This is a genomic window from Microbacterium sp. NFH-22A-Y (assembly GCF_021401375.1).
Classification (GTDB): domain Bacteria; phylum Actinomycetota; class Actinomycetes; order Actinomycetales; family Microbacteriaceae; genus Microbacterium; species Microbacterium hominis.
On record NZ_JACBGF010000002.1, the window covers coordinates 702,845 to 717,814 of the forward strand.

Below are 14,970 nucleotides of genomic sequence, written 5' to 3' on the forward strand. Positions count from 1 at the left end.
GCGCGGAAGGGGGCGGGGATGGGTGCGAGGGATGCCGCGACGCGCTGTCTCGCCGCACTAGCCGCCACGATCGCCCTGCTCGCCGGGCCGACCTCTGTCGCGTACGCGGCCGATGACGGCGCGAGCGCGGACGGGGGCGGCTCGACCATGGTCATCGCGGTCGTCGTTCCTCCCCACGATCGCCCCGCGCCGCCCGTGACCCCGCCCGCGGACGCATCGGGCGGCTCCGACGCCGGGGGCCTCGCGTCGACCGGCGACCAGGTGGCCGGCGCGCTCGCGTTCGCCGCGGTGGGGGCGGCGCTGCTCGCCGCCGGGGCAGCGCTGCGTGCCCGCGCCGCGCGTCGATCCTGACGACCGCCGGGTCGTCAGTCCGCGCCGGACGCGCGGGTGCCGGCCGCGCTCGGCCCGTGGGCGACGGTGTCCGCGGCATCCTCCGCCCCGACCGTGCCCTGGGCCTCCGCGAGGGCGTCGGCGACGGCGCGGGCGACGCGCTCGTCCTCGCGCCGGCGCCGCGTCGCGGCGGTGCGGCGGCGCAACCAGACGGCGCCGAGCGCGATCGCGGCGGCGAGCAGCACGAGGATCAGCAGCAGCCACGGGACGGCGAGACCCATCGTCTGGGTCGCGACGGGCTCCAGCGCGCTCGTCGAACCGGACGCGTCCACGACGATCGGTGTGACCGTCGCGGAGGCCACGAGGGCGAGCATGCCGGCGATGCCCGGCACGGTGATCTGCACGTCGCGGGTCTCGCCGGGGAGGATCTGGACCTCGGGCGCGACGTCGCCGGCATCCGTCGGGAACCAGCCGAAGGGGCCCGCGATCGAGGCCGCCTGCTGGGCCCCCATCGTCGTGTTGCCGGTGTTGTGGAGCGTGTAGGTGAGGGTGGCCGCGCCGCTGCCGAGTCCCCACGTGCCTCCCCAGCTCACCTGCGGGTTCTCGATCGTCAGCGCGGGGGCGAGCGCCCCCGAGACGCGCAGCCCGATGCGGATGCCGAGGCGGCGGTCGACGGAGATGCCCTGATCGGCCGACGACGCGAGCGAGGTGACGATGCCGCCGACGTAGTCGCCGGGGGTCGCGGTCGCGGGCACCGACACCTCGAACGGCACGGTCGCCGACTCGTCCGGCGCCACCGTGACGGTGGTCGCGGCGGCACGTGTCCAGGCGCCGATGCCGACGGAGGTCTCCGCGGGCGTCAGCAGGTCGAGCTGCCCGCCCGCGCCCGTATAGCCGTCGGCGGCGTACACCGCCAGCTGCAGCGGCGCGCTGCCGTGGTTGCTCACGACGAGGGCGTCGCTGACGCTCTGGCCCGGATCGACCGCGTACGTGTACGAGGTGCGCTCGGCGCCGAAGCCGTTCGAGGCGGTGCGCACCGTCCAGGTGACGTCGTCCGCGGAATCGGCGGCGGCATCCGTGGCCGCGTGAGCGGAGGCGGCGGGCACCGCGACGCCCCCGACGAGGACGGCCGCGGCCAGCAGGGGAGCGGCCAGCGCCGCGGGGAGAGAGCGGCGGGAGCGGCGGGAGCGGAACATGGGGTCCTCCGGCGTCGGGTGGGAACGGGTGCGTCCCGAGGCGGATCGGCGGCGATGAGCGCCGATCCGCCCCGGGGCGCGGGGTGGGGTGGAGATCAGTTGCTGATCGCCGTGAGGGTGAGCGTGCCGCGGTAGCTGCCCTTGTCGACGTCGACCGGGATCTTCAGATCCAGGTCGGAGCCGAGGGTCGCGGTGCCGCGCTCGTGGCCCTGCGCGGCCGAGCCGAGCACACGCGAGTCGGACAGACCCGTGCCCCCGTCGTAGCCGGAGCCGACGGTCGCGCCCGCGACGGCGCCGCCGCCGGCGGTCACCAGCTTCGGGGTCCAGCCGAGGTACGAGCCCGAGAACGACTTGTCACCGTCGGTGAAGTCGCCGACCTTCGCCGCGATCGACCAGGGGGCGACGGCGCGGCGGGTGTCGGTGACGGTGATCGGGTTGATCTGGCCGGTGGCCTCGAAGTAGCTGTTGCTCTTCTCCGTGGCGGTGCCGAGGTCGACGAGACCGTTGTGTCCGTCGATGGTCCAGCCGAACTCGCCCGGGGCGGCGTCGGGCACGTCGACCTGGATGTCCTGACCGTCGCCGTGGTTGGGGTGGATGGTCACCTCGTCCTGCACCGAGCCGACGGGCTGCGCCGCCTGCGTGCCGTTCGCGGGGCCGCACCACAGCACCTTGCGCAGCTCGACGGCCGCGTTCGGCGCGTCGCACGTGCCGGAGCGCACGTTCTGCACGACGAGGGCGTCCTTCTGCACCTGCACCTTGACGAAGGTGCGCACGTGCTCCTGGTTCTCGACCGAGTTGTACCAGTAGTTCGACGGGTTCTGCGGGTCGGCGCCGTTGCCCGCGCCGGAGGTGGCGTCACCGGCGACGGGCGCGGTGAGGTCGTAGTACTTCGAGCCGGAGGCCGAGTTCGCCGTCACGTAGACGACGCCGCCGGGGCCCTCGAAGACCTCGTTCTGACCGGGCTTCTCGTCGGCGTTCGCCTTCTGGCCGTTCTTGATCTCGTACGAGCGCGAGTAGCTGTGGTCGTGGCCCTGGAGCACCAGGTCGACCCCGAGCTGGGAGAACGTGGTCGGGAAGTCGACGCGGCGCACCTTGTTGTCGGCATCCTGCGCGTGGTCGGCGGGGGAGTAGATCGCGTGGTGGTAGACGAGCACGGTGTACTTCGCCTGTGCGCCGTGAGCGTTGATGACGTCGGTGACGTACTGGATGTGAGCCGCGTCGCCGCCGCCGCCCGACGAGGAGGTGTAGCTGTTCGAGTTCAGGTCGATGAACAGCACGTCCTTGTGGATGAACCAGTAGTCGCCGCCCGACGTGTTGGAGGTCGGGTCGCCGTTGACGTAGTACTGGCTCGATCGGTCGGTGTTGGGGGTGTAGAAGTGCTGCTCGTACGCCTTGCCGCCGACGTCGTGGTTGCCGATCGTGGCGACCCACGGGTAGCTGCGAAGCTGCGCGGGGGCGAGGAAGCCGTCCCACTGCGCCTCCGTGTTGGCCTTGTCGACCTGGTCGCCGCCCGAGACGAGCAGCTCCGCGTTCGGGTTCGACTGCAGCGAGACGTTGACCGTGTCGACCCACCCGGCGGTGTCCTTCGCGACATCGCCCGACGAGCCGATCTGCGGGTCGCCGTAGAAGAGGAAGTCGAAGTCACCCTCGAAGGAGTGCGTCTGGAAGGTCGTGGTCGTCGACCACGCGCCCTCGGCACCGACGCGATAGGAGTACTGCGTGTTCTCCTGCAGGCCGGTGATGGTCGCGTGGCGGTTGTAGCCGCCGCTGGTCGCGATGTTGGCGCCGCCGGTCGCGGCGAACGTCACGGCGGATGCCGGGAAGGCGCCGCCCACGAGCGCGGCCGTGGGCGCGACCTGCACGACCTGGGCCGTGTCGGCGGAGGTGTACCAGCTCACGATGCGCTGGGTCTCGTCGGCGCCGACGCCGAGGATGACGCCGGTCTGCGTCGTCGGGGTGTCGGCGAGGGCGGGAGTCGCGACGACTCCCGCGAAGGCCGTCGCGCACAGCGTGGCGGCGGTGATCCAGGCGATCGACCGGCGCGGGAGGCGCGGCGCTCGCAGTTCGGCGGAGTGCGGCATGGTCTGTCCGTTCATGGGTGAGGGATGCGTGGCGAAGGCCGGACGCAGGCGCCGCGAGGGGCGTCATCTGGACGATCCGCCTCGGGGATGACACCGCGGTGAACATCTCGCCCCGGAGCGGTGACGTCGCGGCGAAACTCTGAGGGTTCGCCCAGAGCGGGCTCAGTCCCAGCCGAAGACGCGCTGCACGAACCAGATGAGGCCCGCGAGGGTGACGGCCACCGCGAGGGCGCCGGTGGCCCACATCGCGAGGCGGGGAGTGCGTCGCCGCAGCAGCACGAGCACCGGGAACACGAGCGCGATGAGGCCGATCTGCACGGCTTCGATGCCGAGGTTGAACACGAGCAGCGACCACAGCAGCGTCCACGACCACGGCTCGTCGATGCCGAGGGCGGAGGCGAAGCCGAGGCCGTGGATCAGGCCGAAGCAGAAGACCACGAGGAGCCGCAGCCAGCCGGCGCGGTCGAGCCCGAGTGGACCCGAGTCGCGGGTCAGCTCGGTCGCGGCCTCACCCTCGCGCCACAGGCGGAACAGATACCAGGCGGCCACGATCGCGATGGACAGGGCGATGGTGGGCTCGATGATGATGCTCGGCAGGCTCACCACCTTGGTCGCGGCGAGGATGAAGGTCACCGAGTGGGCGATCGTGAACACCGTCGCGGCCAGGACGATCTCCCGGAGCTTTCGCGAGCCGGCGATGAGCGCGAGCAGGAAGAGGATGTGGTCGATGCCGGTCAGCAGGTGCTCGGCGCCCAGGCGGAAGAACTCCCAGAAGCGTTCCCACGTGCTCTGCGCGGTCGAGAACTCCGGTGTCGAGGCGTCCAGGGCGGCCGACCCGGCGTGCAGGTCGATGTCGTAGGTCAGGATCGTCTTCGTGCCCGTGACGTAGCCCTCCTCGTCGGGGAACAGGGTGCTGCGCACGACGTGCGCCTCTCCCGGCGGGCAGTCCACCGCGAGCGGGAGGACCACGTAGGGCACCCCTTCCTGCACGGTCATCGTCACGGTATCGAGTGCGCCGAGCGTGCACGTGCCCGCGTCGCCGCCGGTCGCGCGGACCGTGAAGCGCTCTTCGAGGTAGCGCGAGACGGTGTCGCGATGATCCCTGACCGCCGCGGCCATCGCCGCGTCGTCGCGTGCATCGAAAGCGGCCGTGCCCGCCCGGAAGAAGTCGTCGTCCTGCTGGGTGTCGGCCGCCGAGACCACCAGCAGGTCGTACTCGAGCTGCAGCGTCGCGACCGTTCGTCCGTCCTCGTCGTGCGACAGGTCGGCGAAGACGACCGAGCTGAAGCCGTGCGCCAGGGCGGCGGATGCCGACACGAGTGCGGGGGCCACCGCCAGTACGGCCGTGAACGCGACGAGGAGGGCGGTGGGGAGGCGGCGAACGGTCACGGCGTGAGCGTGCGCGTGCTCGGTGAACGGAGGTTGACCCGTGTGACAACCTTGGACGAACGACGTGCCGCCGGTAGCGGTGCCCGCCGCGTCGGCGGCGATGCTGGAGGGGTGCGACCCGCTCGGCTCCGTCCCCTGCCCGCGCGTCCGCGCTCCGTGGCCGCGGGACTGGCGATCGTCGTGGTCGCGGCATCCCTCGTCGGATGCGCGGCGGACTGGAGCTCGCCGCATCCCGCTCCGACGCTCGTCGCTGCGGCGCAGCCCGGGTTCCTGCCCGCCACGCCGCTCGCGCCCGCCGCGACCATGACGCCGAGCCCGGGATCGTGGCTCGGCGCCCACCCGTCGCGGGGGTACCGCGTGGTGCTGCTGACGATGGGCGACGAGGCGGGCACCGCCACGATGGCCGAGGCCGTGCGCACCTGGGCGCGGGAGGTCGGGGCGGACCTTCGCGAGGTGCGGGCGGGAACCGATCCGATCCCCGCGATCTCCGAGGCGATCGGGATGCATCCCGATGTGATCATGTCGGCGGGCGACGCGCTGGTCGACCCGCTCGCGATCGTGACGGCCAGCCACCTCGATCAGCCGTTCCTCGTGCTCGGCGGCGAGCTGGCGGAGCCGACGGAGAACGTGCTCGCCGTGGACTGGGCGGGTGCGGGCTTCCGGGGAGAGGACCTCGGTCAGGCCGCGCATCACGACCCGGCCAGCTTCACCCCCGAACGCTGCCGCGACGCGGTCGACGCGGGTGTCGCGGCGCTGCTGAGCGGCCAGAACGGCGTCGTCGTCTGGATCCCCTGAGCGCGGGACGGACCGGCGCGGGACGGACCGGCGTCAGCGCGCCGCTTCGGCGGCCCTCGCCTCTCCGCGGTGCGGACGCGCCCAGCGCGCGGGCGTGTGCGGCCCGTCCCACACCTGCACGATGCCCCACGCGACCGCGGTGAGCGGCACCGCGAGGACGGCGCCGACGATGCCGCCGAGCACGGTGCCGGCGGTCAACGCGACCAGGATCACGAACGCGTGCAGGTGCATCGACCGCCCCATCAGCACGGGTTGCAGCAGGTTGCCCTCCAGCTGGTTGACCAGGACGACCACGCCGACGACCAGGAGCGCGACGAGCCAGCCGTTCGCGACGAGCGCGACGAGGGCCGCCAGGATGCCCGCGAGCGTCGCTCCGACGATCGGGATGAACGCGAGCAGGAACACCAGCACGGCCAGCGGCAGCGCGAGCGGCACCTGGAGGATGAGCAGGCCGATGAGGATGCCGATGGCATCCACCGCCGCCACGGTCGCCGTGCCGCGCACGTACGAGCCGAGCACCGTGACCGTCTTGTCCCCGACGCGCAGCGCGCGCTCGTAGGACTCGCCGCGGAACGGACGCAGCAGGAACGCCCACATCTGCGGGCCGTCCTTGAGGAAGAAGAACAGCATCACGACCATGAGCACGAGTCCCGTGATGAAGTTGGCGACCGCGCTGACGCCCGCCAGCGCTCCGCTGCCGAACTGCGCGCTCGTGACGAAATCGGTGAGCGTCGCGATCCACTCGTCGATCTGGGCGCGGTCGATCTGGAAGGGCAGCGTGTTCGCCCACGCCAAGAGGTCGGAGAACCCGCCCTGGGCCTGCGTGGCCAGCTCGTCCCACTGATCACGGACGGCCCAGACGATCAGCCAGCCGACGGCCGCCAGCACGACGACGATCGCGAGCAGCGTCAGCAGCGTCGCCACGACGGAAGGGACGCCGCGCCGGCGCAGCCAGCTCATGAGCGGGGCGAAGGCCGACGCGAGGATCAGGGCGATCACGAGGGGGATCGTCACGACCGTCAGCTGGCGGATGCCCCAGATCACCCCCGCGGCGAGGGCGACGACGACCAGGATCTGGGCGGCGCGGATCGCGAGCGCCCCGAACGCGTCGGCCCACAGGCTCCACGGCTTGCCGGCCGGGCGCACGGTCACCGCATCGGCGCCGCGCTGGTCGATGCGGACGGTGCGGGAGGTGTCGCGGAACAGGCCCATGCCTCGACCGTAGACGACGGCGGGCGCGCGCACGACGTCACCGTGCCGGCAGCGACCACTCCCGTTCGGTCAGCACGCGGGCGACCGTGAGGCCGATGGCGAGCGCCACCACCACGAACACCGCGGTGGTCGCGTTCTGGATCGCCGCGACCGTGTCACCGCCGATGACGCCCGCGATGGAGCGGTACGCGGCCGCGCCCGGCACCATGATCAGCACGGCCGGCACGGTGAGGGTCACCCGGGCGGCGCGCAGGCGCTCGCCGAACAGATAGGCCCCCAGGCCCACCGCGAGGGCTGCGGCCGCCGCCGCGACGGCCGGGTTCACGTGCGCGTCGACGAGCGCCAGCCGTCCGACGTTCGCGACGGCGCCGAGGCTCGCCGCGACCAGTGCGATCGCCCACGGCGTCGAGAAGAGCAGCGCGAAGCCGAGGACGCCGACGAAGCCCGCCGCGAGGCGCACGAGCGAGAGGAGCGGCTCGGCGAACTCGGGAGTCGCCACCTGGGTCACCGTCGCATCGAACAGCGTCGCGACGCCCCACACCGCCGTTCCGGTGGCGAGGAGGATCAGTACGGCGTACGTGACGCGGGCGATGCCGGCGTTGAGGTCCAGGCGGGCAAGATCCAGGGCGCCGGTGACGAGCGGGAAGCCCGGCACGAGGTAGAGCACCGCGCTGGTCAGGGCCGCGTCGTGCTGACCGCCCGGCACGCCCGCGGCCACGAAGACCTGTGCGACGGCCAGGTACACGAGCAGGGCCGTCATCGCCGAGGCGAACACCAGCAGGAACTCATTGGTGCGCAGGCGGTGGATGAGCATGCGCACCCACTGACCGGCGGCGGCGGCGATGCCCACCGCGACGAACTCCTGCCAGCCGCCGTTGTTGAGCAGGGCGAACGCGGCGCAGGCGAAGGCGGCCGCGAGCACGCGGGTGAGCTCCGCGTAGCGTCGCGGCATCCGTTCGATCCGGCGCAGCTCGTCCTGCAGACCGGACGGGGTGGTGCCGGGCGTCATCCGCGCCGTCAGCTGCTTGAGGGCGGTCATGCGATCGGCGTCGACCGCGGGACGCGGCACCTCGGCGACCCGGGTGCGGAAGAGCTGGCCGCGGCCGGTGGTGAGCACGATGTCGGTCATGCCGACGCGGCAGTGCACGTCGTCGATCCCGAGCGCCGCCGCCGCGCGCACCATGCTGTCGCGCACGCGGGCCGACGATGCGCCCGCACCGAGCATGAGGGTGCCCAGGCGCAGCACCGCGTCGGTGCGCGCGATGAACTGCACCGGTTCGAGCGCGAGCTCCTGCGTCGGCGTCGGCTCCGGTGCGGGCGCGGGCGCGTCCGGCTCGTCGGAAGGGGCGGGGACCATGGTCCGATCCTCGCATCGACGCGGTGCCGCGGCGAGGGGGACGGGCCGGGAGAACGGCCCGCGATTTTCACGGTCACCGGCGGATGAGCACGGGCGCGAGCGCGCGTATCGTCGGCATCACGGAGGAGGGGAGAGCGTCCCTCACCAGCCGCACCATCGGATCGCATGTCCGGCCGCCGGGACCCGGCGCCGATGCGGGCGACGTGCGGAAGAGCCGGATCCGGCCCGTGCGGTGCTGCGCGGGCCGGATCCGAGCGCCGCCGTCCGCGCGTCCTCAGGCGAGGACGTCGGCGAGGTCGTACGCGCTCACCTGCTCCAGCTGCGCGAAGGTGCACGATCGCGGGTCGCGGTCGGGTCGCCACCGATCGAACTGCACCGTGTGCCGGAAGCGCGCCCCCTCCAGCTGGTCGTAGCGCACCTCGAGCACGCGTTCGGGGCGCAGCCGCACGAAGGAGGTGTCCTTCGCCGCCGAGAAGCGCGAGCGCTCGGTCTCTCCGGTCACCGCCGAGCCCTCGGCATCCGTGACGACGAGCGGCGCCAGCTCGTCGACGAGCTCGCGGCGCCGTGCGTCGCTGAACGCGGACGCGCCGCCCACGTTGCGCAGGGTGCCGGTCTCGTCGTACAGCCCCAGCAGCAGCGAGCCCACGCCCTCGCCGCTCTTGTGGATGCGGTAGCCCACGAGCACGACGTCGGCGGTGCGGGCGTGCTTGATCTTGAACATCGTCCGCTTGCCGGGTGCGTACGCACCGGCGAGCGGCTTGGCCACCACGCCGTCCAGGCCCGCACCCTCGAAGCGGGCGAGCCACTGCGTCGCGAGGTCGTGATCGGCCGTGGTCCGGGTGAGGTGCAGGGGCGCGGGAACGCCGGCCAGCAGGTGTTCCAGCTCCGCGCGGCGCGTCGAGAACGGCTCGTCCCGCAGATCGCGGTCGCCGCGCGCGAGCAGGTCGAATGCGATGAACATCGCGGGAGTCTCGGCGCTCAGCAGCGCGACGCGAGAGGCGGCCGGGTGGATGCGCTGCGACAGTGCGTCCCACGACAGGCGGCGCGACCCGTCGGATGCGGTGAGGGCGACGACGATCTCGCCGTCGACCAGGCACGGCTCGGGAAGCAGTTCGGCGCAGGCGGCGACGAGCTCGGGGAAGTAGCGCGTGAGCGGCTTCGCGCCGCGCGAGCCGATCTCGACCTCGGTGCCGTCCCAGGAGATGAGGGCGCGGAAGCCGTCCCATTTCGGCTCGAACGCCAGGCCACCGGGCGTCTTGGTCGGGTCGGGGACGGCCGCGGCGGCCTTCGCCAGCATCGGGGCGGGGATCTCATAGGGCATGGTCCCCATCCTGTCCCTCGGCGGGCGCGGACGACAGAGGCCTCGCGATGACACTCAGTTTCACATAATATGGTTCGCAGTCTCACTGAGTATCGCCCGAACCGAGGAGCCCCCATGGCCGCCGACTACCAGGCCCCCACCGCCGACTACGCCTTCCTGTTCGGTGAGGCGTTCGGCGTCGACATCGTCGCGCGCGCCACCGGCGGGGAGCTGACCGCGGAGGACGGCGCCGACATCGTGGCGGGCGCCGGGGAGTTCGCGGCATCCGTGCTCGCCCCGCTGCAGACGGTCGGCGACCGCGAGGGCGCACGCCTCGTCGACGGCCAGGTCCGGCTGCCCGACGGCTTCGCCCAGGCCTACGCCGCGTTCGTCGAGGCGGGATGGGTCAGCGCGGAGGCGCCGGCCTCGGCGGGGGGCGACGGGCTCCCGGGAGCGGTGCGCGCGGGCCTCGGCGAGATCTGGAACGCGTCGAACGCGGCCTTCGCGCTCTGCTGGCTGCTGACCGCGGGGCAGATCCACGCCCTGGATGCCGCGGCGTCCGAGGAGCTCCGCGAGACGTACCTGACCAAGCTGGTGTCGGGGCAGTGGACCGGCACGATGAACCTCACCGAGCCGGCCGCCGGCACCGACCTGGGGGCGATCCGCACGACGGCGACCCCGCGCGGCGACGGCACGTATGCGATCCGCGGGCAGAAGATCTTCATCACCTGGGGCGACCACGACGTGGCCGAGAACATCGTGCACCTCGTTCTGGCGCGCACCCCCGGCGCTCCGGAGGGCGCGAAGGGACTGTCGCTGTTCGTCGCCCCCAAGTACCTCGTCGACGCCGACGGATCGCTCGGTGCCCGCAACGCCGTCACGACCGTCGCGGTCGAGCACAAGCTCGGCATCCACGGCAGCCCGACGTGCGTGCTCTCCTACGAGGACGCCACCGGCTACCTCGTCGGCGAGGTCGGCGGCGGGCTCGCGGGCATGTTCGTCATGATGAACTCCGCACGCATCGCCATGGGGTTCCAGGCGACGGGGATCGCGGACCGCGCCCTGCAGCAGGCGCGCGCATATGCCGCAGACCGCATACAGGGGCGCGTGCTGGGACGCGACGGGGTCGCGCCCATCGCCGAGCACCCCGACGTGCGACGGCTGCTGCTGTCGATGCGCAGTCAGGTGTTCGCGATGCGCGCCCTCGGCGTGTACGTCGCCGACCTGTTCGACCGCGCCGAGCAGACCGAGGATGCCGACGTGCTCGCGATGGCCGAGTTCTTCGTGCCGATCCTGAAGGGCTGGTCGACCGAGGATGCCGTGGCCCTCACCAGCGACGCGATCCAGGTGCACGGCGGCATGGGCTTCATCGAGGAGACGGGCGTCGCGCAGCACTACCGCGATGCCCGGATCATGCCGATCTACGAGGGCACGACCGCGATCCAGTCGAACGACCTCATCGGCCGCAAGGTCATCCGCAACCAGGGCGCCACGGCGGCCGCGCTGTTCGCCGACATCGAGCGGACGGTCGACGCCCTGCGCGCCGCCGGCGGCGACGTCGCGGCGCGCACGGCCGACCGTCTCGAGCGGGCCGTGGATGCCGCCCGTCGCGCCACCGCGGCGATGGTCGCGTTCGGCTCCTCGCCGCGGGACGCCCACGCCGTCAGCGTGCCGTACCTCATGCTCCTCGGCGTGCTGGCCGGCGGGTGGATGCACGCGCTGGCCGTCGTGGCCGTCGCGGCGCACGAGGGGGCGGACGAGGGTGCGGACGAGGCGGATGCCGCCCGGCTGACGGCCGCCGACTTCTACGGCGCCCACCACCTGCCGCGCGTGCACGCGCTCGCCGAGACGGTCGCCTCCGGCGAGACCGCCTGACCCGCCGCCCGCCCGCCGTGCACCCCCGGTCGTTGAGCGAGCGCAGCGAGTCGAAACGCGCCGCGCCTGCGGCCCCGCGCCGGCGTCCCGCGCCGCAACTGCAAGGCTCGCGGCGCGACACGCCGCTCGGGATGCCGCGATCACGGCGCGCCGTCCGCGAGCCCTTGCAGTTCGGGCGGGCCGCCGCGTGCCCCCCGGTCGTTGAGCGAGCGCAGCGAGTCGAACCGCCCCGCACGTGCGGCATCCCGTCACCCCGCGCCACCGCCGCCGGCATCCCGCGCCGCACCTACAAGGTCCGCCGGGCGACACGCCGCACGGGGTGCCGCGATCACGGCGCGCCGCGCGCGAGTCCTTGCAGTTCGGGCGGGCCGCCGCGTGCCCCCCGGTCGTTGAGCGAGCGCAGCGAGTCGAAACGCCCCGCACGTGCCGCATCCCGAGCCGGCGCATCCCGCATCCCGCGCCACCACCCCCGGCATCCCGCGCCCGAACCCACCCCGGCATCCGCGCCGCAAATACAAGGTCTGCCGTGCGACACGCCGCTCGGGATGCCGCGATCACGGCGCGCCGCGCGGGAGCCCTTGCAGTCCGGGCGGGCCGCTGAGCCGCCCCCCGGTCGTTGAGCGAGCGCAGCGAGTCGATACGCCCCGCGCCTGCGGCATCCCGTCACCCCGCGCCACCGCCGCCGGCGCCGCAACTGCAAGGCCTGCCGGGCGACACGCCGCTCGGGAGGCCGCGATCACGGCGCGCCGCGCGGGAGCCCTTGCAGTTCGGGCGGGCCGCTGTGCCGCCCCCCCCGGTCGTTGAGCGAGCGCAGCGAGTCGAAACGCCCCGCGCCCCGTCATCCCGCGCAGCCAAAGCGCCCCCGCCGCAACTGCAAGGCCTGCCGCGCGACACGCCGCTCGGGGTGCCGCGATCGCGGCGCGCCGCGCGCGAGCCCTTGCAGTTCGGGCGGGCGCGCGGGCAGGCAGTGCAGGCAGTGCAGGCAGGGCGGGCAGGCAGCGCAGGCGGGCAGCGCGCGGTCAGAGCTCGTCGCGCAGGCGCCGGACGACCTCGGCCATCGGCATCCGGCGGGGGAACGTCGCGACGACCACGTCGTCGCTCTGCGCCCGCTCGCCGTCGGGATGCACGCCGAAGCGGTGCATGAGCTCGTCGTAGGCGTCGGTGAGGACCGACTCGGGGATGTCTTCGGTGCCGCGCAGGAGCCGGCGCAGAACGTGGTTGTGGACCGCCGTGACGGCCGCCGAGAACGCCACCGCGTCGATCGGGTCGAGGCCGGGCAGGGCCGAGCGCAGGTAGTCGTCGAACAGTCGCTCGTACTGGAAGACGGTCACGATCTCCCGATCGCGCAGCGCCGGCACCTGGCGGACGACCGCGTAGCGGCGGCGCGCGAGCTCCGGCTCGGCCGCGAAGTGACGGAACACCTCGACCGAGGCGGCGCACGCGGCGGCCCACGGGTTCGTGCCGGCGCCGTGCGTGCCGGTCGCGAGCGACGCGCGCAGGTGCGCGAGGAGGACGTCGTGGTCGCTGAAGACGACGTCGTCCTTGCCTCCGAACTGGCGGAAGAACGTCGAGCGGGAGACCCCCGCGGCCTGCGCGATCTGCTCCACCGACGTCGCCTCGAACCCCTGCGCGACGAAGAGGTCCAGCGCAGCGGCGACGACGGCGTTGCGAGCGGAGGTGGGACTTGCGTCGGTCATGCCCGTGAGCCTAACGCGCCCCCGCCGCTCGCACGTGCGCTGTCAAGCGGGTTGCCCGCGGGCGTCGCGGAGGATTGCGTGGGCACCATGGAATCGCTGTGGCGTCGTGACGCCGACCCCGTCCCCACGACCGCGGGTGCGCCCCGCGCCGCCGACGTCGTGATCGTCGGGGCGGGGTTGACCGGCCTCGTGACCGCCCTGCTGCTGCGCCGAGCCGGGCGCAGCGTGACGGTGGTGGATGCCGCCGGACCCGGCGCCCTGGCCAGCGGGGGCAACACCGGCAAGCTGTCGCTGCTGCAGGGGAGCGTGCTGTCCCGCCTGCGCGCCCATCATCCGGCCGGTCTGGCACGCGCGTACGTCGACGCGAACCGCGAGGGCGCCGCGTGGATCATCGCGTTCGCCGACGCCGAAGGCGTCCCCTACACGCGTCGCACGGCGTACTCCTACGCGCAGGGACGCGCCGGCGCGGCGATCGTCGCCGACGAGGCCGCCGCGGCCAGCGACGCCGGCCTCGCCGTGCGGCGGGGACGTCCGCCCGCGGGGGAGGCGGTGCCGTTTCCGCTGGTGGATGCCATCGCTCTCGACGACCAGGTCGCGATCGATCCGTATGCGCTCGTGCGCGCGCTGACGGTGCGCCTGCTCGCGGAGGGCGGGGCGGTGCACACCGGCATCCGTGCCACCGGGGTGCGTGTGTTCCCGCAGGCGCGGGTGCTGACGGATGCCGGCGACATCGCGGCCGGGCACATCGTGCTGGCCACGGGCACGCCGATCGTCGACCGCGGCCTCACGTTCGCCAAGACCCGCGGGCTGCGCAGCTACGCCGTCGCGTTCGCGGTGCCCGGCGAGGTCCCCGACGGCCTGTACCTGTCGGTCGACGGTCCGACCCGCTCGCTCCGATCGGTGACCGCCTCCGACGGTCCCGCCGGTGCGCGGCTGGTGGTGGGCGGTGAGGGGCACCCGGTCGGGCGGGAGCCGTCGGAGAGCGCGGCCGTCGGCGAGCTGGTCTCGTGGACCCGCGCGCACTTCCCCGGCGCGGAGCCCGTCACGTGGTGGTCGGCCCAGGACTACGAGTCCCACAATCTGATCCCCTTCATCGGGCATCTGCCCCGCGGGGGTGGTCGCGTCTCGTTCGCGACCGGCTACGGCAAATGGGGACTCGCGCTCGCGCCGGCCGCCGCGCTGCGGCTCGCCGCGGAGATCACGGACGTCCCGTGGCGGGAGCGCTCGCCCTGGATGCGGACCTTCGGCACGCGGCTGACGGTGCCCGCCGACCTCGCCCGCGGCGGACGGGAGAACGCCGAGGTCGCGCGACTCGCGGCATCCGGCTGGATCGACGCCGAACGACGCTCCGCGCCCGTGCCGCGCCCGCCCGAGGGCCAGGGCGTCGTCACCTCCCGCGGCGGCGTTCCCGTCGGTGTCTCGACGGTGCACGGCCGCACCCGCGCGGTGCGCGCGGTCTGTCCCCACCTCGGCGGCGTCCTGACGTGGAACGACGCGGACTGCACGTGGGACTGCCCGCTGCACGCCTCGCGCTTCACCCCCGACGGCACGCGGATCGAGGGGCCGGCCGTGACCGATCTGCCGACCGAACCGCGCCGGTCGCGACGCCGCGCCGACGGCGATCGCGGGCACCTGCGACAGGAGTGACGCGGGCTCCGCGCGGTCGGAGCGCTTCGGCGCGTCGACTAAGCTGGGGGATCGGTCGATCTCTCGATATCGAGATTGTTTCGGCACTTTT

At 73.4% G+C, this 14,970-nt stretch carries 11 protein-coding genes; 4 read left to right on the forward strand and 7 right to left on the reverse strand.

Annotated features, from left to right (window positions below):
- The first annotated feature begins 18 nt into the window (after positions 1-18).
- Positions 19-351, forward strand: coding sequence for a hypothetical protein (locus L0965_RS09155; RefSeq protein ID WP_101306816.1), 333 nt, complete (start codon positions 19-21; stop codon positions 349-351).
- A gap of 14 nt (positions 352-365) precedes the next feature.
- Here the strand turns inward: L0965_RS09155 and L0965_RS09160 are convergent, their stop codons facing one another.
- The 3 genes from L0965_RS09160 to L0965_RS09170 all read right to left on the reverse strand — a co-directional run bounded on the left by L0965_RS09160 (position 366) and on the right by L0965_RS09170 (position 4,996).
- Positions 366-1,526, reverse strand: a complete 1,161-nt coding sequence (locus tag L0965_RS09160) for a WxL protein peptidoglycan domain-containing protein (RefSeq protein ID WP_101306815.1) — start codon at positions 1,524-1,526, stop codon at positions 366-368.
- Between the two features lie 95 nt (positions 1,527-1,621).
- On the reverse strand, positions 1,622-3,622 hold the full coding sequence (locus L0965_RS09165; RefSeq protein WP_223848730.1) for a metallophosphoesterase family protein: 2,001 nt from the start codon (positions 3,620-3,622) through the stop codon (positions 1,622-1,624).
- A 147-nt stretch (positions 3,623-3,769) separates the two neighbouring features.
- On the reverse strand, positions 3,770-4,996 hold the full coding sequence (locus tag L0965_RS09170) for a HupE/UreJ family protein (RefSeq protein ID WP_101306814.1): 1,227 nt from the start codon (positions 4,994-4,996) through the stop codon (positions 3,770-3,772).
- A gap of 111 nt (positions 4,997-5,107) precedes the next feature.
- On the opposite strand from L0965_RS09170, the gene L0965_RS09175 reads away from it, so the two are divergent.
- Complete coding sequence (locus tag L0965_RS09175) at positions 5,108-5,791, forward strand: hypothetical protein (protein WP_232783930.1); 684 nt, start codon at positions 5,108-5,110, stop codon at positions 5,789-5,791.
- Positions 5,792-5,824: 33 nt separating this feature from the next.
- Here L0965_RS09175 and L0965_RS09180 read toward each other — a convergent pair whose 3' ends face one another.
- The 3 genes from L0965_RS09180 to L0965_RS09190 form a co-directional block, all read right to left on the reverse strand.
- Positions 5,825-7,003 carry an AI-2E family transporter gene (locus tag L0965_RS09180; RefSeq protein ID WP_101306813.1) on the reverse strand — a complete coding sequence of 393 codons (1,179 nt, stop codon included), beginning with the start codon at positions 7,001-7,003 and terminating at the stop codon, positions 5,825-5,827.
- A gap of 37 nt (positions 7,004-7,040) precedes the next feature.
- The gene (locus L0965_RS09185) at positions 7,041-8,360 is read right to left on the reverse strand and encodes a threonine/serine exporter ThrE family protein (RefSeq protein ID WP_101306812.1); all 1,320 of its coding nucleotides are present in this window, start codon (positions 8,358-8,360) and stop codon (positions 7,041-7,043) included.
- 274 nt (positions 8,361-8,634) lie between these two features.
- The gene (locus L0965_RS09190; protein WP_101306811.1) at positions 8,635-9,681 is read right to left on the reverse strand and encodes an ATP-dependent DNA ligase; all 1,047 of its coding nucleotides are present in this window, start codon (positions 9,679-9,681) and stop codon (positions 8,635-8,637) included.
- 114 nt (positions 9,682-9,795) lie between these two features.
- On the opposite strand from L0965_RS09190, the gene L0965_RS09195 reads away from it, so the two are divergent.
- On the forward strand, positions 9,796-11,535 hold the full coding sequence (locus L0965_RS09195) for an acyl-CoA dehydrogenase (RefSeq protein ID WP_101306810.1): 1,740 nt from the start codon (positions 9,796-9,798) through the stop codon (positions 11,533-11,535).
- Positions 11,536-12,554: 1,019 nt separating this feature from the next.
- Here L0965_RS09195 and L0965_RS09200 read toward each other — a convergent pair.
- Positions 12,555-13,232, reverse strand: a complete 678-nt coding sequence (locus L0965_RS09200) for a TetR/AcrR family transcriptional regulator (protein ID WP_061781856.1) — start codon at positions 13,230-13,232, stop codon at positions 12,555-12,557.
- Positions 13,233-13,319: 87 nt separating this feature from the next.
- Between L0965_RS09200 and L0965_RS09205 the strand changes: the two genes are divergently transcribed.
- Positions 13,320-14,879, forward strand: coding sequence for an FAD-dependent oxidoreductase (locus L0965_RS09205; protein ID WP_101306809.1), 1,560 nt, complete (start codon positions 13,320-13,322; stop codon positions 14,877-14,879).
- Positions 14,880-14,970: the final 91 nt, after the last annotated feature.